29 protein-coding genes are annotated in these 26962 nt (G+C 35.7%); 18 read left to right on the top strand and 11 right to left on the bottom strand.

Annotation, left to right across the window (positions count from 1 at the left end):
* Positions 1-5 precede the first annotated feature (5 nt).
* The 4 genes from HU137_RS01405 (at position 6) to HU137_RS01390 (ending at position 4631) form a co-directional block, all read left to right on the top strand.
* A complete protein-coding gene (locus tag HU137_RS01405; protein ID WP_182042022.1) occupies positions 6-332 on the top strand; it encodes a DMT family transporter in 327 nt (108 codons plus the stop codon).
* Complete coding sequence (locus tag HU137_RS01400) at positions 332-3058, top strand: PD-(D/E)XK nuclease family protein (RefSeq protein ID WP_182042021.1); 2727 nt, start codon at positions 332-334, stop codon at positions 3056-3058. The genes HU137_RS01405 and HU137_RS01400 overlap by 1 nt, the downstream gene beginning before the upstream one ends.
* 117 nt (positions 3059-3175) lie before the next feature.
* Positions 3176-3838: a polysaccharide deacetylase family protein gene (locus tag HU137_RS01395; RefSeq protein ID WP_182042020.1), complete on the top strand. Its 663-nt coding sequence runs from the start codon at positions 3176-3178 to the stop codon at positions 3836-3838.
* A complete protein-coding gene (locus HU137_RS01390) occupies positions 3828-4631 on the top strand; it encodes a formyl transferase (protein ID WP_182042019.1) in 804 nt (267 codons plus the stop codon). Before HU137_RS01395 ends, HU137_RS01390 begins: the two co-directional genes overlap by 11 nt.
* A gap of 8 nt (positions 4632-4639) precedes the next feature.
* On the opposite strand, the gene HU137_RS01385 is transcribed toward HU137_RS01390, so the two are convergent.
* Complete coding sequence (locus HU137_RS01385) at positions 4640-4975, bottom strand: MGMT family protein (protein ID WP_182042018.1); 336 nt, start codon at positions 4973-4975, stop codon at positions 4640-4642.
* 46 nt (positions 4976-5021) lie between these two features.
* Here HU137_RS01385 and HU137_RS01380 point away from each other — a divergent pair, with 46 nt between their 5' ends.
* Positions 5022-5549: a hypothetical protein gene (locus tag HU137_RS01380; RefSeq protein WP_182042017.1), complete on the top strand. Its 528-nt coding sequence runs from the start codon at positions 5022-5024 to the stop codon at positions 5547-5549.
* 24 nt (positions 5550-5573) lie between these two features.
* Here HU137_RS01380 and HU137_RS01375 read toward each other — a convergent pair whose 3' ends face one another.
* From HU137_RS01375 to HU137_RS01350, 6 genes are all read right to left on the bottom strand, one after another.
* On the bottom strand, positions 5574-7043 hold the full coding sequence (locus HU137_RS01375; protein ID WP_182042016.1) for a hypothetical protein: 1470 nt from the start codon (positions 7041-7043) through the stop codon (positions 5574-5576).
* Positions 7040-7600 (bottom strand): RNA polymerase sigma factor, encoded by a 561-nt coding sequence (locus tag HU137_RS01370; RefSeq protein ID WP_182042015.1) that lies wholly within the window; start codon positions 7598-7600, stop codon positions 7040-7042. Before HU137_RS01370 ends, HU137_RS01375 begins: the two co-directional genes overlap by 4 nt.
* A 15-nt stretch (positions 7601-7615) precedes the next feature.
* The gene (locus HU137_RS01365) at positions 7616-8032 is read right to left on the bottom strand and encodes a hypothetical protein (RefSeq protein ID WP_182042014.1); all 417 of its coding nucleotides are present in this window, start codon (positions 8030-8032) and stop codon (positions 7616-7618) included.
* Positions 8033-8109: 77 nt separating this feature from the next.
* On the bottom strand, positions 8110-8793 hold the full coding sequence (gene trmD, locus HU137_RS01360) for a tRNA (guanosine(37)-N1)-methyltransferase TrmD (RefSeq protein ID WP_182042013.1): 684 nt from the start codon (positions 8791-8793) through the stop codon (positions 8110-8112).
* Between the two features lie 41 nt (positions 8794-8834).
* On the bottom strand, positions 8835-9209 hold the full coding sequence (locus HU137_RS01355; RefSeq protein ID WP_182042012.1) for a DUF779 domain-containing protein: 375 nt from the start codon (positions 9207-9209) through the stop codon (positions 8835-8837).
* A gap of 71 nt (positions 9210-9280) precedes the next feature.
* Complete coding sequence (locus HU137_RS01350; protein WP_182042011.1) at positions 9281-10840, bottom strand: aldehyde dehydrogenase family protein; 1560 nt, start codon at positions 10838-10840, stop codon at positions 9281-9283.
* A gap of 125 nt (positions 10841-10965) precedes the next feature.
* Between HU137_RS01350 and HU137_RS01345 the strand changes: the two genes are divergently transcribed.
* The 5 genes from HU137_RS01345 to HU137_RS01325 all read left to right on the top strand — a co-directional run bounded on the left by HU137_RS01345 (position 10966) and on the right by HU137_RS01325 (position 14812).
* Positions 10966-11880 (top strand): helix-turn-helix domain-containing protein, encoded by a 915-nt coding sequence (locus tag HU137_RS01345; RefSeq protein WP_182042010.1) that lies wholly within the window; start codon positions 10966-10968, stop codon positions 11878-11880.
* Between the two features lie 75 nt (positions 11881-11955).
* Positions 11956-12948: a porphobilinogen synthase gene (gene hemB, locus HU137_RS01340; protein WP_182042009.1), complete on the top strand. Its 993-nt coding sequence runs from the start codon at positions 11956-11958 to the stop codon at positions 12946-12948.
* Between the two features lie 246 nt (positions 12949-13194).
* Positions 13195-13740 carry an RNA polymerase sigma factor gene (locus HU137_RS01335; RefSeq protein ID WP_182042008.1) on the top strand — a complete coding sequence of 182 codons (546 nt, stop codon included), beginning with the start codon at positions 13195-13197 and terminating at the stop codon, positions 13738-13740.
* A gap of 2 nt (positions 13741-13742) precedes the next feature.
* Positions 13743-14171 carry a hypothetical protein gene (locus HU137_RS01330; RefSeq protein ID WP_220457166.1) on the top strand — a complete coding sequence of 143 codons (429 nt, stop codon included), beginning with the start codon at positions 13743-13745 and terminating at the stop codon, positions 14169-14171.
* A gap of 116 nt (positions 14172-14287) precedes the next feature.
* The gene (locus tag HU137_RS01325; protein WP_182042007.1) at positions 14288-14812 is read left to right on the top strand and encodes a C40 family peptidase; all 525 of its coding nucleotides are present in this window, start codon (positions 14288-14290) and stop codon (positions 14810-14812) included.
* Positions 14813-14831: 19 nt separating this feature from the next.
* Here HU137_RS01325 and menD read toward each other — a convergent pair whose 3' ends face one another.
* Positions 14832-16505, bottom strand: a complete 1674-nt coding sequence (gene menD / locus HU137_RS01320) for a 2-succinyl-5-enolpyruvyl-6-hydroxy-3-cyclohexene-1-carboxylic-acid synthase (protein ID WP_182042006.1) — start codon at positions 16503-16505, stop codon at positions 14832-14834.
* A 97-nt stretch (positions 16506-16602) separates the two neighbouring features.
* Between menD and HU137_RS01315 the strand changes: the two genes are divergently transcribed.
* Complete coding sequence (locus HU137_RS01315; RefSeq protein ID WP_182042005.1) at positions 16603-17295, top strand: NAD-dependent epimerase/dehydratase family protein; 693 nt, start codon at positions 16603-16605, stop codon at positions 17293-17295.
* On the opposite strand, the gene HU137_RS01310 is transcribed toward HU137_RS01315, so the two are convergent.
* From HU137_RS01310 to HU137_RS01300, 3 genes are all read right to left on the bottom strand, one after another.
* On the bottom strand, positions 17277-18275 hold the full coding sequence (locus HU137_RS01310; RefSeq protein ID WP_182042004.1) for a glycosyltransferase family 2 protein: 999 nt from the start codon (positions 18273-18275) through the stop codon (positions 17277-17279). The genes HU137_RS01315 and HU137_RS01310 overlap by 19 nt on opposite strands.
* Before the next feature lie 92 nt (positions 18276-18367).
* A complete protein-coding gene (locus HU137_RS01305; RefSeq protein WP_182042003.1) occupies positions 18368-19420 on the bottom strand; it encodes an NAD-dependent epimerase in 1053 nt (350 codons plus the stop codon).
* A 56-nt stretch (positions 19421-19476) separates the two neighbouring features.
* Positions 19477-20253, bottom strand: a complete 777-nt coding sequence (locus tag HU137_RS01300) for a class I SAM-dependent methyltransferase (RefSeq protein WP_182042002.1) — start codon at positions 20251-20253, stop codon at positions 19477-19479.
* Positions 20254-20336: 83 nt separating this feature from the next.
* Here HU137_RS01300 and HU137_RS01295 point away from each other — a divergent pair, with 83 nt between their 5' ends.
* The 7 genes from HU137_RS01295 to HU137_RS01265 are packed head-to-tail and all read left to right on the top strand — an operon-like array spanning position 20337 to position 26961.
* The gene (locus HU137_RS01295) at positions 20337-20873 is read left to right on the top strand and encodes an acyltransferase (protein ID WP_182042001.1); all 537 of its coding nucleotides are present in this window, start codon (positions 20337-20339) and stop codon (positions 20871-20873) included.
* On the top strand, positions 20870-21943 hold the full coding sequence (locus HU137_RS01290) for a DegT/DnrJ/EryC1/StrS family aminotransferase (RefSeq protein ID WP_182042000.1): 1074 nt from the start codon (positions 20870-20872) through the stop codon (positions 21941-21943). Before HU137_RS01295 ends, HU137_RS01290 begins: the two co-directional genes overlap by 4 nt.
* Positions 21944-21953: 10 nt before the next feature.
* Positions 21954-22655: a WbqC family protein gene (locus HU137_RS01285; protein ID WP_182041999.1), complete on the top strand. Its 702-nt coding sequence runs from the start codon at positions 21954-21956 to the stop codon at positions 22653-22655.
* Positions 22652-23932 (top strand): ATP-grasp domain-containing protein, encoded by a 1281-nt coding sequence (locus tag HU137_RS01280; protein WP_182041998.1) that lies wholly within the window; start codon positions 22652-22654, stop codon positions 23930-23932. Before HU137_RS01285 ends, HU137_RS01280 begins: the two co-directional genes overlap by 4 nt.
* The gene (locus tag HU137_RS01275) at positions 23932-25053 is read left to right on the top strand and encodes a polysaccharide pyruvyl transferase family protein (RefSeq protein ID WP_182041997.1); all 1122 of its coding nucleotides are present in this window, start codon (positions 23932-23934) and stop codon (positions 25051-25053) included. Before HU137_RS01280 ends, HU137_RS01275 begins: the two co-directional genes overlap by 1 nt.
* Positions 25046-25954 carry a glycosyltransferase gene (locus HU137_RS01270; RefSeq protein ID WP_182041996.1) on the top strand — a complete coding sequence of 303 codons (909 nt, stop codon included), beginning with the start codon at positions 25046-25048 and terminating at the stop codon, positions 25952-25954. Before HU137_RS01275 ends, HU137_RS01270 begins: the two co-directional genes overlap by 8 nt.
* 2 nt (positions 25955-25956) lie before the next feature.
* Positions 25957-26961 carry a glycosyltransferase family 2 protein gene (locus tag HU137_RS01265; RefSeq protein WP_182041995.1) on the top strand — a complete coding sequence of 335 codons (1005 nt, stop codon included), beginning with the start codon at positions 25957-25959 and terminating at the stop codon, positions 26959-26961.
* Position 26962 lies beyond the last annotated feature (1 nt).

Here is a 26962-nt window from a genome sequence, read left to right as displayed (position 1 = left end):
AGAAAATGAACTGGATTATTCTGGTTATTGCAGGGCTTTTTGAAGTCGGTTTTGCTTCTTGTTTAGGAAAAGCAAAAGAAACTTCAGGCGCCGAATCTTACATTTGGTATGGTGGATTTTTAATTTGTCTGACCATCAGCATGGTTTTATTGATCAAAGCTTCAGAAACGCTTCCGATCGGAACTGCTTATGCTGTTTGGACGGGAATTGGAGCAGTTGGGACGGTTTTGATGGGGGTTTTTGTTTTTCATGAACCGGCGACTTTTTGGCGGATTTTCTTTATTTGCACTTTGATTGCTTCTATTGTAGGACTTAAAGCCGTTTCAAACTGATGGAAAAATTCATCGACAAAGTTGTTGCTCAATTGATTCAAAACCAAAAAAGTTTTGAAAATACGACCATCATTTTACCTGGAAATCGTGCCATTCTTTTTTTTAGAAAAAGTTTTCAGAAAAACTTGAGAAATGCGTTGTTGCCGCAGTTTGTCAGCATAGATGATTTTATTTCATCTCTTTCCGATTTACAAGTTGTTTCGCAAATTCAATATTGGTTCTCTGCTTATGAAGCTTACCTGAAAATTGCTGAAAAACCGCTTTTATTTGAAGAATTTTTGAAATGGATACCTACTTTGCAGAAAGATTTTGATGACATCCAAACTTCTTTGGTCGATCCCAATCAGATTTTTGATTATTTGGTTTCATTGGAACGAATTAAAAAATGGGGGCAAGAAGAACTGGAAATTGGAAGCAATGATTTGATGAAAAACCATCTTCAATTCTGGGAAATGGCAAAAAAATTATTTTTCCAACTCAATGGAGATTTAGAAAATAAAGGTCTTGGTTACCGCGGTTTATTGTACAAAAAAGCAGTGGAGAATTTACCTGAGTTTATAGAAAGTCAAACCAATGAATTGGTATTTGTTGGTCTAAATGCTCTCTCAAATGCCGAAAAGAAAATAGTTTTTGAATTGGAAAAGTCGGGTCAAGCCAAACTTTTCTGGGATGCGGATCGTTATTATCTTGAAGACTCCAATCAAGAAGCAGGTTATTTTTTAAGAAAATACAAATCAAGTCTTTCAGAGTGGAATTGGGAATTTGACCATTTTTCACAACCTAAAAATATAGAGGTAACCGGTATAGGAAAAAGAGTGGGACAAGCCAAATACCTTCATCAAATTTTAGAAAAAATTCCGGAGGATGAGTATACAGAAACTGCCGTGGTTTTGGCAGAAGAAACTTTACTTCCGGCGGTTCTGAGTTCGGTTCCTGAAAAAATCCCGAAAGTCAATATCACCATGGGATTTCCTTTGAACAAAGCTACGATGGCTTATTTCTTTCGTTCGGTTTTTGAATTGCAAATGAACCGGGAGAAGTTGGGCAATGGAAAAACCTATTATTTTAAAAATGTATTGGATATTTTGGACAGTTCGATTTTGAAAGAAAAATCGGGTGCGGCTGAAAAATTATCCTTAAAAATCAGAAGAGAAAATTATATTTTTTCCACTCCCAAATTTTTAAAAGAACAACTAAAAGGAAGTGTTTTTTCTGATTTTTTCAATGTTCCTGAAAACTGTAGCTTTTTTGTTGATGAATTACAAAGGTGGATAGATGCTCAAATGGAATCAGCTGATATTCAGGTCAATGAATTGGATAAGGAATACCTTTATCGGTTCAGTTTGCTTTTTGCACAATTGAAAAAAGAATTAAATGACTACCCGCATATTCAGGATTTTAAAACGCTTTATGTTCTATACAATCGTTTGTTGCAAAACGAAACGATTTCCTTTGTGGGAGAGCCTTTGGAAGGATTGCAAATCGTGGGATTGCTCGAAACCAGGTTGCTGGATTTTAAAAATATAATTCTTTTGTCAGCAAATGATGGAATTCTTCCGCCTGGAAGAGTGGAAAACTCGTTTATTCCTTACGACATAAGACAGGAAATGGGATTGAATACATTCATGGAAAATGATGCGGTTTTTGCTTATCATTTTTATCGTTTGATGCAGCGTGCCGAAACCATCCAATTGGTTTATAATTCGGAGCCGGATGTGTTTGGCTCGGGTGAGAAAAGTCGTTTTATTACCCAGATGGAAATAGAATCTGGTCATGAAATTGGACATCAAATTGCATTACCTAAATTTGAATCTCTTGATCATCAAGAATTGGTCATTCATAAGTCAGAAGAAGTACAAAAAGCATTAGAAAACTGGATTGAACAAGGAATTTCTCCATCGTCATTGAATTCGTATTTGAGAAATCCTATCGAATTTTATCAACAAAAAGTGTTGAATCTGGAGGAGTTTGAAGAGGCAGAAGAAACTGTTGGTGCAAGGATTTTGGGGAATATCGTACACAAATCACTTGAAGAATTATACAAAAATCTTTTGGGTAAAATCTTGATTCCTGCAGATATTTCTCCATTGATAAAAAATTTAGAACCTGTTGTAGAAAAGTATTTTAAGGATGAATACAAGAGTGAGGATTTTAAAAGAGGAAAGAATTTTTTGGTCTACAAAATCGTTTATTCATTTGTAGAAAATGTATTGAAAAATGATTTGAAAATAGCTGAAGAATCGGAATTGGTCATTTTAAGTTTGGAAGAGAAATATGAGGTAGATTTTAAGCTGGAAACTGGAAAAATTGTAAAATTAAAAGGTTACATTGATCGAATCGATGCGATAAATGGACAGAAACGGGTGATTGATTATAAAACCGGCTATTTGAATGAAACCGAACTGAAAATTACTTCAGAGAAAGTACCGAAAGTCTTTCTGGAAGGTGGGTTTTCAAAAGCTTTACAATTGTTTTTATATGCTCAATTGTTTTTTGGAAAGCATGAAAATCAATACGTTCAATTTGGGATTTATCCGCTGAAATATCCAAAAAAAGGAGTAGTTCCATTGGATTTTGAAAAAGAGGCTTTTTTGGATAACCAAATTTTAAATGAAATTAAATCGCCGTTAAACAACTTAATTGAGGAGATTTTAAATCCGGAAATTCCCTTTGTTGAGAGTCGAGAAAGTATTTTAAATGATTTGTCTGAAAGCGAATTTCAATAAATTATCTTTGTAAAAACTGAAAAAATCCCTGAACTGAAAACACTTGCCCTTTTATACCATGAAGTCATCGATGAATATTCGGAATCCGGATTTCAAAACAAAGACAATTTGGCCTATATGCACAAAAAAGAAGTTTTTTTAAATCATATAGAAATCTTTAAAAATTATGTGAATTCGGCTGAAAAATTAAGTGTAGATCAATTTCTTTTCACTTTTGATGATGGTGGGATTTCCAATTTGAAATCGGCTAAAATTCTAGAAGAAAATGAGTTGAAAGGATTGTATTTTATCACGACAAACCGAATCGGTACCAAAGGTTTTCTATCTGAAAATGATATTTTGAAATTACATCAATCCGGTCATCAAATCGGATCTCACTCACATACGCATCCCATGATTTTTAGAAGTTTGACCTTTGATCAAATGCTGGACGAATGGAAAACTTCAAAGGCTATTTTAGAAGAAATATTAGGAGAAGAAATTACACATTGTTCCGTTCCCGGAGGTGATGTTGATGAGAAAACGTATGAAACAGCTTCAGCCGCCGGATTTAAGTATGTGTTTGATTCTGAGCCCATTCCGGAAACTAGGTTTTTTAATGAAACTGAAATTTTCGGGAGATTTTCTATAAAGGTACAAATGTCAGATGCAGAGTTTATTAAGACTTTGGGATTGGAGAATTTATCCGCTTTACAGCGCAAACGAAAGATGAAATCAACCATAAAAAAAATGATTTCTCCAATACATCAATACATTCAAAACAAGAAATATGAATCCTAAACCATTGCGTGTCGTTTGCCTTTTTGGAACCGGAATTATTTTTGACAAAACATTGAGTGTTTTGTTAGAAAAAAATGTGAATGTGGTGGGCGTTGTAAATGCCAATAAACACCAAAATGGTGTGGATTTTTCTTATTTGAAAATAGCCGGAAAGAAACATGGATATGGACGTGTTTTTTTGCAGGTTTTAGGAAGAATTTATTACAAAATCTTCAATTCACAAAAAGACCGCCAGATTTTCAATCAGATTTATAGAGAATCGGAAATCCAAAATATTTTAAAAAAACATACTTATTTGACGCATCAAACTGAAGATTATGGAAAACCGGAAACGATGGCGTTTATCCAAAATTTACAGCCGGATTTGATTTTGGTTCATAGTGGATATTGGGTTGGAAAAAAAGTTCGGAACATCGTCAATGGTCGAGTAATCGGAGGTCATCCCGGTATTACACCAGATTACCGTGGTGTTCATTCGCCGTTTTGGGCGATTTTTAATGGAGAACCGGAAAAAGTAGGTTATTCGGTTTTTTGGTTGGATAGTGGAGTGGATACCGGCGATATTTTGTATCAGTCAAGCGTACCAATTGAGAACGGAGATAGTTATTTCACTTTGAGTTGGAAGGGAATGGTCGGGATTGCAGAAAATCAAGCGAGAATAATTAAAGAAATGGAATCTGGTTTAGAGCCAAAATCCAGAAAAGTTGGTGAAGTGGATGACTCTACCAATTATACACATCCGACGATTTTTCAATATTGGAAGTATAGAAAAATTCAAAAAGAAGTGAGGTGATTTTTAAATTAAAATTCCGGTTTCCAAAAGACTTCTTTAAAATTCAAAACTTTATCGTTTTCTACTTCTATTCCTTCATTTTCAAGCAATTGTTGCATCAGATCGGGTGGCGAGAAATGATGTTTTCCGGTGAGCAATCCGTTTCTATTGACCACGCGATGAGCAGGAACATCGTCCAAATAATGTGCATTGTTCATCGCATAACCCACCATTCGAGCTGAACCTTTTCTTCCGAGGAACTCAGCGATTGCACCATAGGAAGTCACTTTTCCAAACGGAATTTTCCGAGTGACTTCATATACCTTATCATAAAATGAAGGTTCAAATTTATTTTTAGAATTCATCTAAATGATTTGTTTGTAAATTTAATCATCCAATTCGAATAATTTGATGAGTAATGAAATAGAAATCCATGCGATCAGGAGTCGGCCGAGGTTTAAGGTTAGGGCCGAAATGACGGCAGAAGAGTTTTCTCAAAAATTAAATATCCACTTAAAAAATCGGTTTAAAGTACTTGGAGGTTATTGTAACGAGGAAGTTGGGACGATTTATGTTTTGAAAAACAGAGATGAATATTGGGCACCTCAATTGCAATTGCGTATGGAAATTGAACCTGAAACCTCTGGTAATTTAACCATCAGAGGCGTTTTTGGGCCGAGATCTTCAGTTTGGACGTTGTTTGCTTTTTCTTATGGTTTGGGCGCGGCGGTTTTATTGACAACCGGATTGTATGGTTGGATCGAATTGGCTTTGGGGATTGGGGAATTTTGGGTTTGGACCAATTTAATTGGGTTGTTGTTGATCATTGGCCCTTATGTTTCGGCACAAATCGGTCAGCGTATTGCCAAAAACCATATGGAAATCCTTCGCAGTTTTATAGAGCGTGTTTTATTGGAAGAAAAAATCATCTCAGTATAAATTTCTGAAATGATTTTTAGGGTTTTATTTCAATGAAACGGTCACTCCAGCATTTACACCGACGGTGTAAGGATTGTATTTCTCGATATCGCTTACAGGATTGATCAAATATTTGAAAGCAGGCTCGACGTTGACGTTAACTGTTTCAGAAATTTTCATGTCAAATTTCAAACCTGCATTGGCACTGAAAGAAGTGTTGTTCAGGTTCTCAGCTTTTCCTAATTCTTCTGTGTATTCGTCCGTATGTGCGAAAATTTTATTTTTAGAGAGCAACCATGTACTTCCACCGGCTGTTGCGCTGATCCCAATCGAGTTGGTTTGGAACAAAGAAACTTCTGCTTCCACCGGGATTTCTATGTATTGGGATTGTTGTTGAATATCGCCATTTAAAGTTTTATTATTTAATTCTGATTCAACCAATGAAGCAGATTGGGTGTTATCTATGCGCAGATTGCCATTATATTGCACGTTGTTTTTTGCATCATGTCTGGAGGCCATAGCCCCATTTTCTACGCTGACAGAAAGCGGGACATTTTTTGTGATTTGTTCAAAACCAATCACGGAAACACCTGTTCTGATTTTGATTTTTGGGCTAACTGCATAAGCACCTTTCAGTCCATACGCCAACGTGATATTGTTCTCAGTTTTGTACTGGCTCATATCATCTGCGAGCATAGAATTTCCGACAAAAGTGTTGAGCGCCATGGGCGAAACAAATCCACTGATGTAAAATCGATCAAATTCAGGTTTCTTTTTAAAATCGTTTTTAGATTTTTTCTTTTTATTTTCTTCGGCGTTAAGCGCCAAAAGTTCAGGTTCTTCTTTTTCTAATTTTCCTGAATATGGGTTGTTAATTGGGTTTTCAGCTAAATTTTGAAGATTTGGAGTCGACATTTCATTTTCCCAATCCGGAGTATTCCAGGCAATTTTTGGTTGTCCTAGAATTGGATCCCAATTCATGTTGTTTTGGTTTTGATCCAGTATTTGGCTCGTTTCAGAGAGGTCGGATGATGAGTTGTTGTTATTTAAAGTAGAATTATAATCAGATTGGGCTTTTTGAGAATGATTTTGAATGAATTGAGAATTATGGTTTGTATTGGGTTGATTTTTAAACGAATAGGTTTTGTTTTGTCCATTGATTGGATAAGAACTTCTATTTTGATCGACTTGATTTAAATTTTCAGGATTAGAATTGGCTGGAGTCCAAATTTCCACAGCGCCATCTGAAGTCGAATTTCCTTTGGTGAAATTGGATGAATTTTGATTTTCAGATGAATTCTGATTGGAATTGAATTCAAATAAATTCAACATATAACTTCCTCCAACTAAAAACAATAACAATGCAGCGATGCTGGAAAGTCTAGCCCACAAAGGAATAAATCTTTTTTTCTCTTCTTTTGGGATACGGCTTTTGATGTACTCCCAAGCGTCTGAAGGCGGTTCTTGTGGAGTATTTAATATATTTTTAAAATATTGGTCAATTTTATTTTTCATTTTGACATAACATTTATTTCTTTATTTTTTTTTATCAATTCTTTTAATTTTTCTCTGGCGCGTGACAAATTGGACTTGGAAGTCCCGACAGAAATATTTAGCATTTCTGAAATTTGTTGGTGCGAATATCCTTCTATGGTGTATAAATTAAAAACCTGATTGTATCTGTCTGGTAATGAGCGGATAATTTCCAATAGCTCATCATAAGTATATTCTTCTGTATCAAATTCTTCATCATCATTTTCAGCAGTTTCATCTGGGGTCAATTCTTCATTGATGACATAAAGGTGGTTTTTATTTCGGTGTTTTTCTATACAACAGTTGACCATGATTCGGCGTAGCCAACCTTCAAAAGAACCTTCGAAACGGAACTGGTTAATTTTTTGAAAAATCATGATAAAACCGTCTTGAAAAATGTCCTGAGCGTCATCTGCATTGTCTGCATACCGAAGACAGACAGAAAAAAGTTGCGAAGAGAATTGATTGTACAATTCAGCCTGAGCAGAAGTTTTGTTTTCCTGACATTTTTTGACCAATATTTTCAGATTTTCATCCAATCCATTTTATTTTGGTTATTCTGGAATTGTGATTTCCTGGACGATAAAAATGGGTTCGTCATTTTCATCATTTCCGGCCCAGAAACGAAAAGTATAATCTCCCGCAGATTCAGGTCTAAATTGTAACGTCTGTGAAGCCGCTTCAGAAATATCTAAGCAGTTTTCATTTTGTAAATCGGACACAATAATCGAAACCGTCCGTTCGTTTCCAACAATCTGGTAATCATAGTCAAAAAATGCTTCGCATTCGCTGTTTCGTGTGAAATAAGTCCTGATTTCCGTCACTTCTCTTGCTGGATGAATTTCTCCAATCATGATACTGTCAATAGGTGCATAAACATAATCGACATTTAATGTGGGCTCGTCATCCAAACAGGAGGTTACAAACAGTCCTGCCAACATCAATGCTACTATCCATTTAAAATTCTTCATAATCCATAAACCTTTCATTTAAGACGTGAAAAATGGAAAAGGTTGCGTTAAAAATTAAGAATTCAGAAAGTTACAAATTAATTTTTATCGTTGAGTAGATCTGGACGTCTTTTTGTCGTTCTATCCAAAGCATTTTGATGGCGCCAAGCTTCGATCTTTGGGAAATCACCTGATAGAAGGATTTCAGGCACTTTCATGCCTTTGTATTCGGCAGGTCTTGTATAAACCTCGGGAGCCAAAAGATCATCTTGAAAAGAATCAGAAAGTGCAGAAGTTTCATCGTTCAAAACTCCCGGCAGAAGTCTGATGATGCTGTCTGCGAGTACAGCTGCCGCCAATTCTCCTCCGCTTAAAACATAGTCTCCTATGGAGATTTCTCTGGTCACAAAATGATTTCGCACACGTTGGTCGACGCCTTTATAATGTCCGCAAAGCATGATGAGATTGCCTTTTAAAGAAAGTTCATTTGCTATGTTTTGATTTAATGTTTGACCATCAGGTGTAAGGTAAATGATTTCATCATAATTTCTCTCAGATTGCAATTTTGAAATGCATTTGTCGATGGGTTCGATCATCATCACCATTCCGGCACCACCTCCGAATTGATAATCATCTACTTTTTTGTATTTCCCTGTGGAATAATCGCGTAAATTATGGAAATGTACTTCTACTAGTCCTTTGTCTTGTGCACGTTTTAAAATAGATGCTTCAAAAGGGCTTCTCAAAAGTTCCGGTAAAACGGTTATGATATCAATTCGCATCCGGCAAAATTAATACATTTCTGGTAGGGATGGAAATTTGGTTATTCCATCAATCGAATGGGTTCCAATTCTTTTAATTCTTCTTCTGTAAATAGCCGATAATGAATTTTAAATGTTTTTCCAAGTGGTGTTTCCAAAGAAAACCCGCCTACCCCAAATCCATCCAAAACATCCAATGTGAAATGGCTGTATTGCCAATATTCAAACAAATCTCGGTCTACCCAAAATTCTGCACCCAGAATTTCGCCGATCATCACATCATTCATTCGCGGGAAATATCCACCTTTTTCAAAACATTGAGGTTGAGTGCCTTCACAACAACCTCCAGCCTGATAAAACATCAATTCTCCATGGGCTTCTTTTAACTCTAGAATCAAATCCACCGCTTTTTCTGTGGCATCTAGTCTTTTTATCATTTTTTTGCTTTTAATATTCTACAAAAAAGGGTAATCCTAAGACTACCCTTAACCTTCCTTTCCCCCAATTCTTAAAAGAATCCTAACTTATTTTTGTTGTACGAAATCAACATATTTTTGGTTTGACGGTAATGACCTAACATCATTTTGTGGTTTTCCCTTCCAATTCCAGATTGTTTGTAACCACCAAATGGAGCTCCTGCAGGATAAGCATGGTAATTGTTCACCCAAACTCTTCCGGCTTCGATGGCTCTTGGTACTCGATACAATTCATGTGCATCACGCGTCCAAACTCCTGCACCCAGACCATACAATGTATCGTTGGCGATTTCGATGGCTTCATCTACCGTTTTAAATGTCGTAACTGCTAGAACAGGGCCGAAAATTTCTTCTTGGAAAATTCTCATTTTATTATGTCCTTTGAAAAGCGTCGGTTTGATGTAATATCCATTTTCCAAATCTCCTCCCAATTGATTGACATCACCTCCGGTCAACACTTCTGCGCCTTCTTCTTTTCCTAATTTGATGTAATTGTCAATTTTATCGTATTGAATTTTTGAAGCTTGCGCGCCCATCATGACCGTTGTATCCAATGGGTCACCCACCTTAATGGCTTCTACTCTTGCAATTACTTTTTCGATGAATTTTTCATAAATGTCTTCTTGAATCAACATACGCGAAGGACATGTACAGATTTCACCTTGGTTAAAAGCAAATAAAACCGCTCCTTCGATAGCTTTATCGAGAAACTCATCGTCTTTGTCCATTACGGAACTGAAGAAAACATTGGGAGATTTTCCACCCAATTCTAAGGTTACTGGAATGATGTTTTCCGTTGCATACTGCATCACCAAACGACCAGTAGGCGTAGAACCTGTAAAAGCCGCTTTTTTGACTTTTGGATTGGTGACCAATGCGCGGCCTAATTCTGAACCGAAACCATTGACGATATTCACGACTCCTGGAGGCAATAAATCACCAATTAATTCCATCATCACCATAATCGAAGTTGGTGTGCTTTCAGCAGGTTTCAGGATTACACAGTTTCCGGCTGCCAATGCAGGAGCCAATTTCCAAACGGCCATCAAAATCGGGAAATTCCAAGGAATGATTTGCGCAACGACTCCGATGGGTTCATGAACGATTAAAGAAACCGTATTCTCGTCCAATTCTACATGCGAGCCTTCTTCTGCACGGATTACACCTGCAAAATAGCGGAAATGATCTATCGCCAAAGGAATGTCTGCATTCAAAGTTTCACGCACAGCTTTTCCGTTGTCGATGGTTTCAACTATTGCCAGATATTCGAGATTTTCTTCAATTCTATCCGCTATCTTATTTAATATGATGCTTCTTTCAGTTGCTGAAGTTTTCCCCCAAGTTTTAAAAGCTTCATGCGCTGCATTTACAGCCAATTCCAAATCTTCTTTGGAAGAATGCGCCGCTTTTGTGAAAACTTTTCCGTTCACCGGAGAAATATTGTCAAAATACTTTCCGTTTACAGGTGGAGTCCATTTTCCATCGATATAATTGTCATATTGTTCTTTAAATTTAGGCCAGTTTTTTACGGTCGAATTTTGAGCTTGACTTGCTGTAGGAGCATCCAAAACCTGTTCTTTTTCATTGTCCATAATTCCTTTATTTTAAGTTAAAATTTTAATTTTGATAAAGTTAGAAATTGAATTGATGAAAAAATAGATGGATATGTGTCAAAAAATACTATTTTAGTGTCAAGGATACACCGAGTAGTAAAATTATGAATTCGTCTATTTCAAAAATTTATGAAGAAGGAAAAGTCATCACGCCGATTGAAAATCAATTGAGTTTTCATACCGATGAGGTGGATTTGCATTTATTTGAAACCAAAATGAGAACATTTGGTTTTGAATTGGAATTTGATGAAATGTCATTATTGACCATGCTTTCCGGGAAAAAGGTGATGCATTTCGGCGGTGAACATTCCTTTGAATTTTTACCGGAAGAATCATTAGTTTTGGATCGACATAAAGCCATGCAGATTGATTTCCCAGATGCGGAAAACCAAAATCCAACGCGATGTATGGCACTGATAATTTCGCCTGAAGAAATAAAAGATACCTTGATGATGCTCAATGAAAATGCACCAAAATTGGATGATTCGCTTTGGGCGATGGATTTGTCTTCTATTAAATTCGAAAATGACTTTATTCTTTCCAGAAACATCGAACGTATTATTTTATTGGCCAATTCCAATACGCAATACCGAGACACACTCAGCAAATTGACGACCAAAGAGTTGATTATAAATTTGTTACAATCCAATGCGAGGAACCTATTGTTGAAAAAAACACAATCTTTTTCCAATGTCAATCAATTGGCTTTTGCCATCGACTACATTCGGAGAAATCACCACAAAGCACTAACTATCGACGAAATTGCCGATAAGGCATTTATGAGCAAATCGACTTTTCACCGGCATTTTAAAAGAGAAATCGGGATGACGCCCAACGAATTTATTCTTATTGAAAAAATTAAGAAAGCCAAATTTTTACTGGAAAACACTAAAAATTCCATAGCCGATATAGCTTATTCGCTCGCATTTGCTTCGCCCAGCCAATTCATCAAACACTTTAAAACGCTGACCGGATTTACGCCTTTGAAATACAAAAAAGGACTTTCATCGGAAAATTGATTTTTATTATTCCTTGAACAGATTTGGGGTAAATCCTTTTCTAATTGCTTAAATTTGTGCTTTAAAAATTTTTACATGTTTCCTTATAATCGCCCCAGAAGACTTAGAAAAAATGAATCTGTCAGAAGTTTGGTCAGAGAATGCAGTTTGTCACCCAATGATTTTATTCTCCCGATTTTTATTTCGGAAGGAAAAAATGTCAAACATGAAATTTCATCGATGCCCGGTATTTACAGGCAATCCTTGGATTTGACGATAGAAGAAGTCAAAGAAATCTGGGATTTAGGAATCAAAGCCGTAAACATCTATGTCAAAGTCAATTCTGATTTAAAAGACAATACAGGAAAAGAAGCTTGGAATCCCGACGGACTCATGCAGCAAACCATCAAAGCCATAAAAGATACCATTCCGGAAATGATCGTAATGCCTGATGTTGCGCTTGATCCTTATTCAATTTATGGTCACGATGGCATCATCGGGAATGGCCAAATCTTAAATGACGAAACCGTTGAGGCTTTGGTGAAAATGAGTGTTTCTCATGCAGAAGCGGGAGCTGATTTTGTCGCGCCAAGCGATATGATGGATGGTAGAATTGGAGCCATACGCGAAGCGCTAGAAGAAAGTGGTTTCCCAGATGTTGGTATCATGTCCTATGCTGCAAAATATGCTAGTGCTTTTTACGGACCTTTCCGTGAAGCCCTTGACAGTGCGCCGGTTGATAACCAAGAAATTCCAAAAGACAAAAAATCCTATCAGATGGATTACCATAATGCTTATGAAGCCCTAAGAGAAGTGGAAGAAGACATCGCAGAGGGCGCTGATATCGTGATGGTAAAACCCGGAATGGCTTATTTGGATATCGTGAGATTGGTGAAGGAAAATTACAATATTCCGGTGTCTGTTTTTCAAGTCAGTGGCGAATACGCCATGATCAAAGCCGCTGCTGCAAACGGTTGGCTCGATCATGATAAAGTGATGATCGAGAGTTTGACCGCATTTAAACGGGCCGGCGCCGATTTGATTTCGACTTATTTTGCGAAAGAAGCAGCGAAACTTTTACAAACATAAAAAAGGCTGCAAAAAAATTGCAGCCTAGGTTGAATAAGAAGAGCGGAGGAATAACTGTGAATTATTTTTTTGCGTATTTTGCAGTGAAATCTATAGAGAAAACACGGTTTTTAAATTAATTTAAATGAAAATCGAATTCAAATTAATTTAAAAATAGGGGATAGGTGTTTAGAGAATGTAAACCCTTTGATTTTTACTTGATACTTTTAGGTCAATCCAATTATCTGTAAATTAGTCTTTTAAACTGTGAAAAAAAAGAAACTTCAAACCGTCATTTTCGAAGCAAAAAAAGGAAAACGTCAAGCGCAAAATCTGCTGATGGATATTTTTTGGGACAATGTTTTCAATTATGTTTATCAGAAAATTAAGGACGAAGAAGAGGCGGAAGACATTGCCATCGAAACCTTTACAAAAGTTTTTGCCAAATTAAAGTTGTATAATGCTGATTTTGATTTTAAAACTTGGCTTCTTTCTATCGCTCATAATACGATGATTGACCACATCCGTAAAAAACCGGCTTTGAAAATCTCGCTCGATGACGAAAATTATGTAATTGAAATTCAAGAAGAATTGCCAAGCCCTGAAGATTCGTTGATTCAACAACAGGACAATGATGCTTTGATTTTGCATCTTCAAAAACTAAAACCCGAATACCGAAAAATCATAGAACTTCGATTTTTAGAAGAAAAAACCTACAAAGAAATTGCAGAAGAATTGGATTTGACATTGGCCAATGTAAAAGTTAGGATATTAAGAGCCAAACAATTGCTTCAAGAAATATTAAATGGATAGGGATGAAGGATTCGTCACATAAAGAATTGCCTATTTTCATCAAGGCTATCGAAATTTCAGAAATCATACACCGATTTGTGAAAACTTTAGATGGAGATCAGCAGGAATTTTTAGATTTTCAGATTGCGTTATTATTAGAAAATGCTATCCTTATTCCCGCAAAAATAGCAGGAGCAGAAGGAGCCGATATTTATGATATCAGGATGGAAAATGCAGCGATCATTAGAAAGGCAGCTAGAGAAATTTATGTTTCAGTTGGCGCGTTGGAAATTTTTGGAATCGAGGGTGAGCAAGATTATATTCAGCTTATACGAAATGAAATTGAAGAATTTAAAATCTTATTTAGAAACTGGGTGAAAACTTTCGATCCTTGGCATTATATTTTGGATGATTGGGGATTGTTTAATCCGCCCGGAGTTGAACCAGAGTAGGATAGGTATGATTTTAGCTGAAAACTGTTGAAAAACCTGTTGATTAATTGTTCATATCTACAAGAATTTCTAATTTTATCCGTTGTAAATTTAAATTGAATTTAAAAAACGGATGTATGAGGATTTGGAGATCTACTATTTTGGTTTTGGTTTTAATGTCGATAACTGCTTGTAATTCATCCAGAAAAATCTCCTATAAATCTTCCGAATACAAAAAACGAGAAGTTAGGGATCGTACGAATTCTAAATCCAATGCAGCTCATAAAGAAGCCAATTCGGTTGTGAAAGAAGCGTATCGGTACCTCGGAACGCCTTATAAATACGGTGGCACGACAAAAAGCGGTTTAGATTGTTCCGGTTTGGTGATCAATGCATTTGACGCAGCCGGAATCAAAATGCCGAGAATCTCCCGTGACCAAGCCAAACAAGGAAAAGAAATCCGACTGCGTGAAGTAAAAGAAGGAGATTTGGTGTTTTTTAAAACCTCCGGTTCCAGCATCAGCCATGTCGGAATTGTTGAAAAAGTGAAAAACGGCGAGGTTTTCTTTATCCATTCGTCCACTTCAAAAGGCGTCATCGTCAGTTCTCTAGAAGAAACCTATTGGAACAAAAGATTTGTAAAAGCCACTCGAGTTTTATAAAGAATTACGAAGTTTCAACTTAAATGAAATTGAAATAATCACGTTGGATTTTTGCGTTATCTATTTCTGATGTTTTGATTTCCAGTAATTTAGGTTTTTCTGAAATGGCGTAGAAATCTTCCAAAACATCTTCTAGTTGATCTAAATTTTCTACCTTTTTATATTCAAATCCAAACATTTCGGCCAAATGTTCAGCGCTTAAATGGTGTCTTGTTTCAAAAACCGTTTCAACTACACCTGAATTTTCTGGTCCCGGAATGATTTTAAAGATATTTCCTCCACCATTGTTCAATAAAATAATGCGGAAAGAATGGGGAATATAAGGGTTCCAAAGCCCATTGCTGTCGTAGAAAAAACTGATGTCGCCTGTTACCAAAACGGTTTGTATATCATTGACAATTGCTGCTCCGGCCGCTGTTGAGGTACATCCGTCGATGCCACTTGTGCCGCGGTTGCAGAAAATTGAATTTTTATCGGAATGAGAAAAAAGCTGTGCGTAACGGATGACCGCCGAATTGCTGTAATGAATCTGTGCATTTTCAGGATAAGTTTCGACTAATTTTTCCATCGCTTTGAAGTCCGAGAACGTTTGGTTTTCGGCAAATTCATTTTGATGAATTTCTTTTTCTTTTCGGATCGAATTCCAATCGTTAAAATACTGCGATTTTTGTTGAATAATTTTCGGAACGAATTCTTCTAAAAATTCAATTGAATTAATTTGAATTTTCTCTGTAAGGCACTGATAAGTATCGGGTTGCCAGAATTCATCCAAATGCCAATGTTCTTGTGGCTGGTGATTTCGAAGGAAAGATTTCACTTTTTTCGAAATTACATTTTGTCCAACCGTTAAAAGAATTTCAGGTTTTAAATGTTCTAAAATTTCATCTTTTAACGAAAATATTACCGAATCAATTTTATTGAAAAATCTGGGCGAATGTAAATTGGAAGTCGTTTCGGTTAAAATCACAACCGAATCATCATCCGCCAATTTTTTTATCCATTCATTTAATTTTTCATCCGGAAATTGCATGCCGACGAGCACCAATTTCTTTTGTGAAGCATTCCACTTTTGGATCAATTTTTCATCATCAATTTCGTCATTTTCTTTAGCTAAATCCGGAATTTTAAATTCCTCAAACTGAATGTCTATCGTTTCTTGAAATTCATACAAAGGCTCTGAAAAAGGCATATTGATATGAACCGGACCGGAATTTTGAATCGAATTTCTGACCGCTTTTTTAATGAGCCCTAAATTTTCTGTCAGCGATTGAGTTGACTCATCTTCAGTCAATTGCGTGCTATGGTAACAGTGAAGATCCAAAGCATTTTTTTGACGTATCGTTTGGCCGTCAAAATTATCCACCAAATGTTCCGGACGGTCAGCTGAAAGAATGATCAGCGGAACGTTTTGGTAAAAAGCTTCAGTCACAGCTGGATAATAATTCACTACTGCAGAGCCTGATGTGCAACATAACACAACGGGTTTTTTCAGTTGTTGCGCCATGCCCAAACCGACAAATCCTGCCGAACGTTCATCCACGATGCTGTAGGTTTTAAAGTCGGGATGATGCGAAAAATGAGTCGCCAAAGCGCCATTTCTTGAGCCGGGAGAAAGTACGATGTGATCAATTCCGAAAGATTTAAAAGTTTCGGCGATGAGTTGAACATTTAGTTTTTTAGAAAATTTTTTCAATCTGCTGTGCTTCTTGCTCCGCAAATGTAGGACGAATTTATGAATCGGGTCGATTGGAATTTGTAGATTTGTGTTTCAAAATCCCAATCCTTAAACCATGATCATAGGAAACGGTTTAATCGCAAATGCGTTCCGAAATTTTGATAAAAAGGACATTGTCTTTTTTGCTTCAGGTGTTTCCAATTCGTTGGAGACCGATGAAAAACAATTTTTACGGGAAGAAAATTTGATCCGAAAAACCATTTTTGAAAACCCAAACCAACTCTTTGTTTATTTCAGTACCTGTAGTATTTACGATTCTTCAAAAAATGCAAGTGCGTATGTCAATCATAAATTGGCGATGGAACACATCATTGCGACAGAAGCAGAAAATTATTTAATCGTTCGCATAAGTAATGCTGTGGGAAAGGGCGGGAATAAAAATACGTTGATCAATTTTTTGGTGAATTCAATTCGGGGAAATAAAGTTATAAAGACGCATATAGAGGCTTCGAGAAATTTAATCGATGTGGAAGATGTAGTTGAAATTGTTTTGGAATTGATAGAAAATCAAAGATTTAATCAGATCGTCAATGTTGCTTATTTGTCCAATTATTCGATCCTTCAAATCATCCAAATCATCGAAACATTTCTACAACAAAAAGCCGAACTGGAATTGCTAAAGGCCGGACAAAGTTATTCGATTGACATTCCCGATGTTCAGAATTATTTCCGAAAAAATAATTTACAGGACAAGGAAAATTATTTGTCGGGGATTTTGAAAAAATATTATCAGAACTTTCTTTCGTAACGCCATTTAAAAAGTCGGAAACCTAATTCGGTGGGCAAATTCAGGAATAAATTTCTCTTTTTTTGGTCTGTTGTAAATTCCGAAGAAAAATAGTCCGAAAGGCTCAATTTGGGCGCTTTTTTCAGTCGTGCATAATTTTGTTTCCAGTAAGGAACATCGTCCCGCATTGATTTCCATTGCATTTGCAAAGTAGTTTCCTTGAAGCCGATTAACTTTTTTTTGATGAGTTGTTTTCGTTTGGAATTGGTTTCTTGATAAGCTTTTATAAACCATTCGACAATGGTTTGATGGTTTTCGAAATTGACTTTGGTTTTGTTGTAAATAGTCGAGGCACCATGCAGATAGTAAATATAAGTAACCTCTTTTAGGAAAGCTATTTTGTTGATTTTGAAGGCGCAATGAAAAGCCCAAAGTTCATCCTGTGAATAAAGTCCGGGTATGAATTTTAACTCATTTTTTAAAATCCATTCACGGTTATATAATTTGTTTGGAGCAATGATTGGCCAGTCTCCCGCAATAAATCTTTCGAAAATAAAGTCATTTCCTTCGTAAGCTTTTTCTTCGGCACGAATTGGAAACAACAACTTTTCCTGTCCATCAGTCGAGTCTAAGCAAATTGTTTCGCCAACGACGATGTCTGTATTTTCTTTTTCGGCCAGTTCAACCAATTTTTCGATACAATCATTTGAAATATAATCATCGCTATCGAGCATATAAATATATTTCCCGCTGGAATTATCAATTCCCGTATTTCGGACAACCGATAATCCAGAATTTTTTTCGTGGTGAAGCAGTTGAATGTTCAAATCGGGATTTTCCGAAATGAATTTTTCAATAATTTCAATGCTGTTGTCGGGTGTGGCATCATTCACCAATATGATTTCCAGATTTTTATATGTCTGATTTTTCACAGATTCCAAACAGCGTAAAATATAATTTTCGCATTTATAAACCGGGATATTGATGGAGACTAAAGGCATTGATTTAGATCTATAGAACAAATTGATTTTGACTAAATAATTTGGCAAATCCAACTATCAAGGATTGCTTGACAACTCGATTTTGAACGAAATTAAACCTTAAAAAAATCCCGATACCAATCAACAAATTTATTGATTCCTTCTTGTATGGTCGTTTCGGGTTTATAATTCAAATCCCGGATTAAATCAGAAACATCAGCATAAGTTGAAGGTACATCACCTGCCTGAATGGGTAGCATATTTTTTTCTGCCGTAATACCTAATTTATTTTCCAAAGCCGTGATGAAATCCATCAACTTCACTGGATTATTGTTCCCGATGTTGTAAACTTTATAAGGCGCAGAAGAAACCGAAGCATCGTCCGAATTCGGATTCCAGTCCGGATTCTCCTTGGGCGGATTGTCATTTACACGAATAATTCCTTCCACGATATCATCCACATACGTAAAATCACGCTGCATTTCGCCGTAGTTGAACACATCAATCGGTCGGTTTTCCAAAATGGCTTTTGTAAAGAGAAACAATGCCATATCGGGGCGACCCCAAGGGCCATAAACCGTGAAAAACCTTAATCCGGTCGTAGGGATTTTAAACAAATGACTGTAGGTATGCGCCATTAATTCGTTTGATTTTTTACTCGCTGCATACAAACTGATTGGATGATCCACATTGTCCTTAGTGGAAAAAGGTTGGTTTTCATTTAAACCATACACACTTGAACTACTTGCATAGGTCAAATGTTTAATTTGATGATGACGGCAACACTCCAAAATATTCAAAAATCCGACGATATTGGCATCGATATAAGCATCTGGATTGGTAAGCGAATAGCGAACACCGGCTTGAGCCGCTAAGTTGATGACTTTGTCAAATTTATGTTCGGCAAAAACTTTTTCCAGGTTGGATTTGTCTTCCAAATTAAGTTGGATGAACTGATAATTCGGATGAATTGAACTCGGAACCAATTTATTATATTCGATAGATTCTTTTGAAATTCCGGTCCTTTCGAGGCGTCCGTATTTCACGCGAATGTCATAATAATCATTGATGGAGTCCAATCCGATGATTTCATTTCCTCTTGCAATTAGTTTCGTAGCAAGATGAAATCCGATGAAACCTGCTGTACCTGTGATAAGAATTTTCATGCGACAAATTTAGGATTATTTTGGTGATTCTAATTTAGTCTTTAGGTAAAGAAAAATTAGGATTTGAGAATTAATCCGGCGTATTTCCCGTCAAATTCTACAATAATAGGTTCTCTTTTGTTTTGAAGGCAATAATCCATAAAAGCTGCATTGTCAGCAATATCATCACTCATAAAAACGCCGCCGGATTTGACCTTGTCCCAAAGGACATTGTACGCCCACATACGTCCGTTGTAGGATTTATCGCTATCGTAATGAACAAAATCAAATTCTGATTGTTCTTTGAATATTTTCGGCAGTGATTCCCGATCTGCAAAACGAAAAAGCTTCCAGTTTTTCCGAAGATTTTCCGGTACTACGCAACCTACGTAAACGTCATTATCCTTTCCCAGATAAGGCATATCGGAACTATAAAGCGTCCCGTTTCTTTTGGATAGCGAAAGCAAAGCGGCAAGCGATGACCAGCCATAAGCGACACCTGTTTCCAAAGCATTTTGGGCTTGGGTGAATTCGCAGAGATTATATATCAAATCCAAAGCGCCTGCACCGCCCATTTTGACGGGTGTATTTTCTTCTATTTTTTGAGCATTTTGAAGAATTTCTGAATAATTCTCATTCAATTTCGGATAATTAAGATTTCCTGTGATGGATTGAATCGCTTCTTCCTGACTGATTGAACGTTCTTTGCACCATTTTTCCGCTGTTTCTTTTCCTTTGGTGGCTGAACCGCGTTGAAACGTATTTTTTATGATTTTTCTTCCCAATTCGGGATAAAGATGAGGTCTGACTAAATAAGCAAAGAAGATTTTTACGACTTCGGTAATTTTATTCATGGGTTTGATGTTGTGAGCACAAAGATAATAAGTTAGAAGAATTTAAAAATTATATCTTTGTTTGTTCTTAAATAAGCCTGCCTATGCTTGAGAAATTATTGATATACCTGCTGAGAAGTGAAAGTGAAAAGCGGTTCCGTAGCCAAGCCAAAAGTGTGAAAATTGGAATTGGCTTTGTTGCCCAAATTTCAGAAACGGCGAAACTTCAGTTTGGGAAAAATCTTGATTTCCGGAATTACATTAGTATTTGGGTGGGCAAAAATGCCGAATTAAAAATGGGCGAGAATGTTTTTATGAATAACTTTTGTTCGGTCAATTGTTTGAAATCCATAGAAATAGGAGAGAATACCATTTTTGGAGAAGGTGTAAAAGTCTATGACCATAATCATGCCTATTCCCACGGAAACGGTGAACTCAACGTAAATCGGAAAGAATTTACTTATGGAGCTGTGAAAATTGGGAAAAACTGTTGGTTGGGAAGTAATTCGGTGGTTTTGAAAGGCGTAAGCATCGGGGATAATTCCATCATTGGTGCCGGCTGTGTGATTCATAAAGACGTTCCGGCGAATTCGGTCATTGTTAATAAGCAGGAATTGATATTAAAAAACCAACCTAAATGATATTAGTAACCCAACCTTTTCTTCCGCCGGAAGAAGAATATAAAAAATACATCAGTGAAATCTGGGAGCGCAATTGGCTGACCAATATGGGGCCGCTTGCCAATGAATTGGAAGAGAAATTAAAAACCCATTTGGGTGTAGAACACCTTCTTTTTGTGACCAATGGAACGGTGGCATTGCAAATGGCGATCAAAGCATTGGAGCTGAAAGGAGAAATCATCACCACCCCTTTTTCCTTTGTAGCAACTACAAGTAGCATTGTCTGGGAAGGCTGTAAGCCTGTTTTTGTTGATATTGACAAAAATTCGCTGAACATCGATCCCCGTAAAATCGAAGCTGCCATCACGGAGAGAACTTCCGCCATATTGGCTACACACGTTTATGGAAATCCTTGTGATGTAGAAGCGATTGAGAAAATAGCCCAAAAACACAATCTCAAAGTCATTTACGACGGTGCGCACGCTTTTGGAGTACAAGTAAACGGTAAATCTATTTTTGAATACGGTGATATATCCACTTGTTCGCTTCATGCAACCAAGCTTTACCACTGTATCGAAGGAGGACTGGTGATACCCAATCATTCTGAATTAAATCAAAAATTAAAGTACATCCGAAACTTTGGGATTTCGGGGTTTGATAGTTTTGCAGAATTGGGCATAAACGGCAAAAACTCCGAATTTCATGCGGCAATGGGATTGGTAAACCTAAATTACATTGAAAAAATCCATCAGAAGCGAGAAGCCTTGAGCGAATCTTATGATGAAAATCTAAAGGATTTTCCGCATCAGAAACCTGTTTGGCATTCCGGAGCAACTCAAAACTATGCTTATTATCCTATTTTGTTGGAAAGCGAAGAAGTTTTATTGAAGGTCAAAGAAAAATTGGAAGCCAATCAAATCCAGACCCGTCGTTATTTTTATCCGAGTTTGGCGACGGCACTTCCTTATTTGGATCCCAGAGAAATGGAAGTAACGGATAGTGTTTCAAAAAGAGTGCTGTGTTTGCCGTTCTATTTTGATTTGGAGGAGGTAGTAGTTAAAAGAATTTCAGAAGTTATAAAAACCATCTAAAAAAAGAGAGATGACCATTGCAGTGATGCAACCTTATATATTTCCTTACATCGGTTATTTTCAAATGATAAAAGCGGTAGATACCTTTGTGTTTTATGATGATGTGAATTTTATAAAAAAAGGTTGGATTAACCGAAACAGGATATTGGTAAATGGAAATGATTATACTTTCACAGTGCCGATGCAGAAAGTTTCCCAAAACAATTTGATTTTGGAGTCTTTTATACATAGCGAATTGTATCCGGAATGGAAAACCAAGTTTTTACAAACATTGTCATCCTATAAAAAGGCGCCTTTTTATAATGAGATTCAACCTTTCATCCAAAATCTTTTAGATACGGAATACAATTCGATTAGTGAGTTGGCCATAAGAAGCATTTTAGAAATATCGAAGTATTTAGGTTTAACTACAAAATTTAAAAAATCATCTGAGTCATACCAAAATCGAGGAATGGAAAGACAAGAAAGATTAATAGACATTTGCAAAAAAGAAAACGCAACTCACTATATCAATGCGTTGGGGGGACAGGAATTGTATCAAAAAGAAGATTTTCAAAAAGAAGGAATTGGTTTGAACTTTATTAAATCAAAGCCGATAGTCTACAAACAATTCAAAAATGAATTTGTTCCTTGGCTTTCGATTATTGATGTCTTGATGTTCAATTCCAAAGAGGAAACCTTGAAATTATTGGATAAATATGAATTGATATGAAGAAAAGAAATATTTTAATTTATCCATGTGGTGCTGATAACGCATTGGAGATTTACGAATCTTTGAGGTATAGTGTACATTTAAATGTATATGGAGCGAATTCCAAAGAGAGTATTGCTGATTTGATTATTGAAAATAAAGTAATTACACTTCCCAATATTTCAGAAGCAAACTTTGTAGATGAGTTAAATAGAATCATAAACACTTATAGTATAGACTTGATTTTTCCTACGCATGACGATGTGGTTTATTTTCTATCAAAAAATAAAGATGAGATAAATACAAAAATCGTAGGTGTAGATCCTAATATAAATCAAGTAGCTCGTTATAAAAGTAAGACTTATGATTTGCTAAGTAAATATGACTTTGTACCAAGACAGTATTTTAAATCCAATGAAATTTCCGAGTACCCTATTTTTTGTAAGCCAGATAAAGGACATGGAAGCATTGGAACATTTAAAATAAATGATGCATCTGATTTGAAAGATGAATTATTTGAAAATAATGTAGTCACAGAATTCTTACCCGGGGATGAATTTACGGTTGATTGTTTTTCTGATAAAAACAACGAACTTTTATACGCCTTTCCAAGAAAAAGACATCTGGTTAGAAACGGTGTTTCACACATCAATGTAGAAGCTGACCAAGCAACTATTGATGCATGTTTTGAAATAGGAAAGAAAATAAACGATGAACTAAAGTTCAAAGGACTTTGGTTTTTTCAAGTGAAAGAAGACAAGTCAGGAGATTTAAAATTACTTGAAATCTGTCCAAGAATAGCCACAACGATGGCTTTTGATCGTTACAAGGGTGTTAACCTTCCTCTTTTGACCACATTTGCTTATTTTGACATGGATGTTGAAATAAATGTAATGCACAAAGACATTGAGCTTTATAGGTATTCCCAAACCAAAGCAAAATATAAAATCGAATATGAGAATCTTTTCATTGATTTTGACGACACCTTGATTATCAATGGAAAAGTTTGTCTGGATGCCATTTCTCTTGTGTACCAAAGTAAAAATCAAGGAAAAAAAGTTTATTTAATCACCAAGCATGAATTCGATTTAAAAGAAACTTTAAAAAAATACCATATTGCCGAAAATCTTTTTGACGAAATCATACATATGGAAATGAACGATCAAAAATTTAAATACATGCAACAACCTGCATCCATCTTTGTAGACAATTTCTATAAAGAAAGAAAAGAAGTCTTTGAGCAAATAGGAATGCCGGTATTTGATGTAGATGGAATTAAATCTTTAATAAAAAACTAATGTCAATTAAAATAGCTTTTTTCTCGTTTGCCGATATAGATAATTTTGGAGATATTCTTTTCTCTCATATTTTTAAAATGGAGATGGAAAAGAGGATTGAAAATCCTATTATTGACTTTTATTCTCCCAGCAATTACAGTGTTGAGGGGATTGATTATATCGCTTACAGCAAAGAAAAAATTGCAGAAAATGCTTATGACGCTTTGATTGTCTTTGGAGGCGAAGTTATTCATCTTTTTGATGAAAGAACTTGGAAGCCAATTTATACTAAAAACAATCAAATATTGGAAACAGAACTACCATCAGATATAATTTTTGATTGGACAGACTTAGTCGGTCCCTTTAAAGCTTGGATTTCTGTTGGAGTGCGTCCTATAGAAAAAGAAGAACACTTTTTAAAAATACAGAAAGCGATAGAAAACCTGAACTATGTTTCGGTTAGAGGGAACCTGTCCAAGAAAATGTTAGAAGGAGGTAATCTTCAAACAAATAATTCTAAAATAGAAATAACCCCAGATATGGGATGGCTTTTTCCGAATTTGTTGGATTATACAAATACAAAAGGAAAATTCTACAAAGAATATGTTCCCCAAGAAGAGTACCTTATTTTTCAAATCAATAATATCACGATCGAGGAAGCAAAAGAAATAGCTCAGTATCTATATCAATTTCAAAAAGAAGAGAACATTCAAGTAGTATTATTACCTGTTATCAGACCTTGGGAAGATTATAAATACTTAAAAATGATTTGGGACGAGTTTCCAGATGAATTTATTTTGCTTAACAACGATTTAAACATCCTAGAAATAGCAGATACTATTGTCCACTCATCATTAACTTTAACATCTTCGCTACATGCAAATATTACAGCTTTATCAGCTGGAATTCCTGCAGGGATAATGAATAAGTGGCAAGGAACCAAATTACAGGATTTATATGGGCATCAATTTCGATTACATATGCTAAAACATCAACTGGGCGAGATGCCTGATTTGTTAAGCAGTTTGATTGAGGAAAAGGAAGAAGGAACGGAGTTGCTAAGGAACTACTCAAAATTTATGAAGTCTTCCCTAAATAATTTATTTGATCAACTTGTAAATAAAATCTCAAATCATGGATAATTTAATGGTTTCCATTTGTTCTATTACGTATAATCACGCTCCTTACATTCGGGAATGCTTGGATGGATTTCTGATGCAGAAATGTGATTTTGAATATGAAGTTCTAATTCATGACGATGCTTCTACAGATGGCACTGCGAAAATAATTAAGGAGTATCAGGAAAAATATCCACATATCATCAAGCCAATATTTCAAACAGAAAATCAATGGTCAAAAGGTGTTCGCACAATACAATCAACCTACAACTTCTCACGTGCTCAGGGCAAATACATCGCTATGTGCGAAGGTGATGACTATTGGACTGATCCATTGAAATTGCAAAAGCAAGTTGACTTTTTAGAAGCTAATCCTAACTTTTCCATCTCCTTTCACCGAGCAATGCGAATTACGCCTGATGGAGAAAAAATAAACGAATTTCCTTCATTGAACTTAAAATCCAAACTAAGTACTGAAGATTTAGCACTAAATAATTTTATCCCCAATCTTTCGGTTATTTTTAGAAAAACAGAAATCGATACAAAGTTGCTTCAAAATATGCCCTTGGGGGATTATGCCATGCACATGGCTAATTCACGCCTAGGGTTCATCCATTATCACAAAGAAGTTATGGCAGCTTATCGTATCAACGTGGGAGTTTTCAGCGGCAAAGAAAAATATATACAAAGACAGCGAACAGTCCAAACGCTCGATGGAATTATAGAAAGATTTGGTTTTGAAGGAAAAATATTGGAAAATTTAATTTCACACAGAAACAATCTATTATTTTATATTTTCAAAGACAAAGTCAAACTCGATTTTAGCGTAGAGACAATCTCTATGCTACGGGGACGGGAAATCTACAGAGTTTTGCCGCTCTTTAAAAGATTGAAATTTATAATTAAATCTGTTTTTGTGAAATAATTATGGTGACTATCCTTATCAAATCGTTTAATCGTCCCCACTATTTGGACAGATGTCTTAGAAGCATCCAAAAGAACGTTTCGGGAAAGTTTCATATAAAAATTATTGATGATGGGACACCTGAAAAATACCTCGAGCTAATTCAAAAGAAACATTCGGGTATAGAAATTATTCAAACTGAAAAATACACCGAAAAATCACTTCAGATCCAAAATCAAGATAAAGTTTCCGGCATTATACCTTCCAGAGATTGGTATGAAGCAGTGAAAAATTCAACTGAATATGTATTGGTTATCGAAGACGATGTTTGGTTTACAGCTCCAATTAACATAGAAGAAGTTTGTAATGAGATGGAAAATATGCAAATTTTTCTATTGAAATTAGGGTGGAATAGTATGTCGCTTGATAGTAAAAAATTAGTGAAGATTCATGAGAGTTTTTTGAGGCGTAAAGTTAAATTGTTCAGTCTCAACTCAACCATCATCGATTGGTTATTTGCCGATAAGTTTAGAGTTTATACAATTTTGAAGAAACTAAAAATGATTTCACCATCAGAATTCTATAAATATTATTTGTTTATCAGTATTTCTTCAGGGATTCACCGAAAAGAATATTGGTTGAAAACCTGGGAAAATTTAAATTCCAGTGTAAACGAAAAGCAACAGATAAAAAATGCCATAGGTTTTTATAAAAAAAATAAATCTAAAAACTTTATCGCTTATTTTAAAGATGAAATTATCAAAACAACCTATAAATCTTCAGCTACCAATACATTTCACAAGTATGGCTTTCAGTTAGATGTCTTTGTGATTAATCATATTTTAAACGAAGCTTGGTTGGAAGGTGAGTTCGATGCGATGGAAAATTACCCGAAAGATTTTTCGGATCAATACATTCAATCGTTTTTAGAAAAAGCTAATCATCCGGATGCCCAATATTCAGAATGGAAAAAATGGGCCGATAAGTTTAAAGAACAATATCGTAATTTAGGCGCCGAAATAGAATAAA

Source organism: Moheibacter lacus, from assembly GCF_014042165.1.
GTDB classification, from domain to species: Bacteria; Bacteroidota; Bacteroidia; order Flavobacteriales; family Weeksellaceae; genus Moheibacter; species Moheibacter lacus.
This window is presented reverse-complemented; position numbering and strand designations above follow the sequence as displayed.

What these genes read in the sequence shown, in the direction of transcription:
- HU137_RS01355 (WP_182042012.1), bottom strand. Translation starts at nt 9,209, where the DNA reads ATGATAAAAAGACTAGATGCCACAGAAAAAGCGGTGGATTTGATTCTA.
- HU137_RS01345 (WP_182042010.1), top strand. Translation starts at nt 10,966, where the DNA reads ATGAATTCGTCTATTTCAAAAATTTATGAAGAAGGAAAAGTCATCACG.
- HU137_RS01375 (WP_182042016.1), bottom strand. Translation starts at nt 7,043, where the DNA reads ATGAAAAATAAAATTGACCAATATTTTAAAAATATATTAAATACTCCA.
- HU137_RS01365 (WP_182042014.1), bottom strand. Translation starts at nt 8,032, where the DNA reads ATGAAGAATTTTAAATGGATAGTAGCATTGATGTTGGCAGGACTGTTT.
- HU137_RS01310 (WP_182042004.1), bottom strand. Translation starts at nt 18,275, where the DNA reads ATGCCTTTAGTCTCCATCAATATCCCGGTTTATAAATGCGAAAATTAT.
- HU137_RS01295 (WP_182042001.1), top strand. Translation starts at nt 20,337, where the DNA reads ATGCTTGAGAAATTATTGATATACCTGCTGAGAAGTGAAAGTGAAAAG.
- HU137_RS01265 (WP_182041995.1), top strand. Translation starts at nt 25,957, where the DNA reads ATGGTGACTATCCTTATCAAATCGTTTAATCGTCCCCACTATTTGGAC.
- HU137_RS01275 (WP_182041997.1), top strand. Translation starts at nt 23,932, where the DNA reads ATGTCAATTAAAATAGCTTTTTTCTCGTTTGCCGATATAGATAATTTT.
- hemB (WP_182042009.1), top strand. Translation starts at nt 11,956, where the DNA reads ATGTTTCCTTATAATCGCCCCAGAAGACTTAGAAAAAATGAATCTGTC.
- trmD (WP_182042013.1), bottom strand. Translation starts at nt 8,793, where the DNA reads ATGCGAATTGATATCATAACCGTTTTACCGGAACTTTTGAGAAGCCCT.
- HU137_RS01350 (WP_182042011.1), bottom strand. Translation starts at nt 10,840, where the DNA reads ATGGACAATGAAAAAGAACAGGTTTTGGATGCTCCTACAGCAAGTCAA.
- HU137_RS01385 (WP_182042018.1), bottom strand. Translation starts at nt 4,975, where the DNA reads ATGAATTCTAAAAATAAATTTGAACCTTCATTTTATGATAAGGTATAT.
- HU137_RS01315 (WP_182042005.1), top strand. Translation starts at nt 16,603, where the DNA reads ATGATCATAGGAAACGGTTTAATCGCAAATGCGTTCCGAAATTTTGAT.
- HU137_RS01280 (WP_182041998.1), top strand. Translation starts at nt 22,652, where the DNA reads ATGAAGAAAAGAAATATTTTAATTTATCCATGTGGTGCTGATAACGCA.
- HU137_RS01330 (WP_220457166.1), top strand. Translation starts at nt 13,743, where the DNA reads ATGAAGGATTCGTCACATAAAGAATTGCCTATTTTCATCAAGGCTATC.
- HU137_RS01270 (WP_182041996.1), top strand. Translation starts at nt 25,046, where the DNA reads ATGGATAATTTAATGGTTTCCATTTGTTCTATTACGTATAATCACGCT.
- HU137_RS01390 (WP_182042019.1), top strand. Translation starts at nt 3,828, where the DNA reads ATGAATCCTAAACCATTGCGTGTCGTTTGCCTTTTTGGAACCGGAATT.
- HU137_RS01305 (WP_182042003.1), bottom strand. Translation starts at nt 19,420, where the DNA reads ATGAAAATTCTTATCACAGGTACAGCAGGTTTCATCGGATTTCATCTT.
- HU137_RS01380 (WP_182042017.1), top strand. Translation starts at nt 5,022, where the DNA reads ATGAGTAATGAAATAGAAATCCATGCGATCAGGAGTCGGCCGAGGTTT.
- HU137_RS01400 (WP_182042021.1), top strand. Translation starts at nt 332, where the DNA reads ATGGAAAAATTCATCGACAAAGTTGTTGCTCAATTGATTCAAAACCAA.
- HU137_RS01290 (WP_182042000.1), top strand. Translation starts at nt 20,870, where the DNA reads ATGATATTAGTAACCCAACCTTTTCTTCCGCCGGAAGAAGAATATAAA.
- HU137_RS01285 (WP_182041999.1), top strand. Translation starts at nt 21,954, where the DNA reads ATGACCATTGCAGTGATGCAACCTTATATATTTCCTTACATCGGTTAT.
- HU137_RS01300 (WP_182042002.1), bottom strand. Translation starts at nt 20,253, where the DNA reads ATGAATAAAATTACCGAAGTCGTAAAAATCTTCTTTGCTTATTTAGTC.
- HU137_RS01405 (WP_182042022.1), top strand. Translation starts at nt 6, where the DNA reads ATGAACTGGATTATTCTGGTTATTGCAGGGCTTTTTGAAGTCGGTTTT.
- HU137_RS01395 (WP_182042020.1), top strand. Translation starts at nt 3,176, where the DNA reads ATGCACAAAAAAGAAGTTTTTTTAAATCATATAGAAATCTTTAAAAAT.
- HU137_RS01325 (WP_182042007.1), top strand. Translation starts at nt 14,288, where the DNA reads ATGAGGATTTGGAGATCTACTATTTTGGTTTTGGTTTTAATGTCGATA.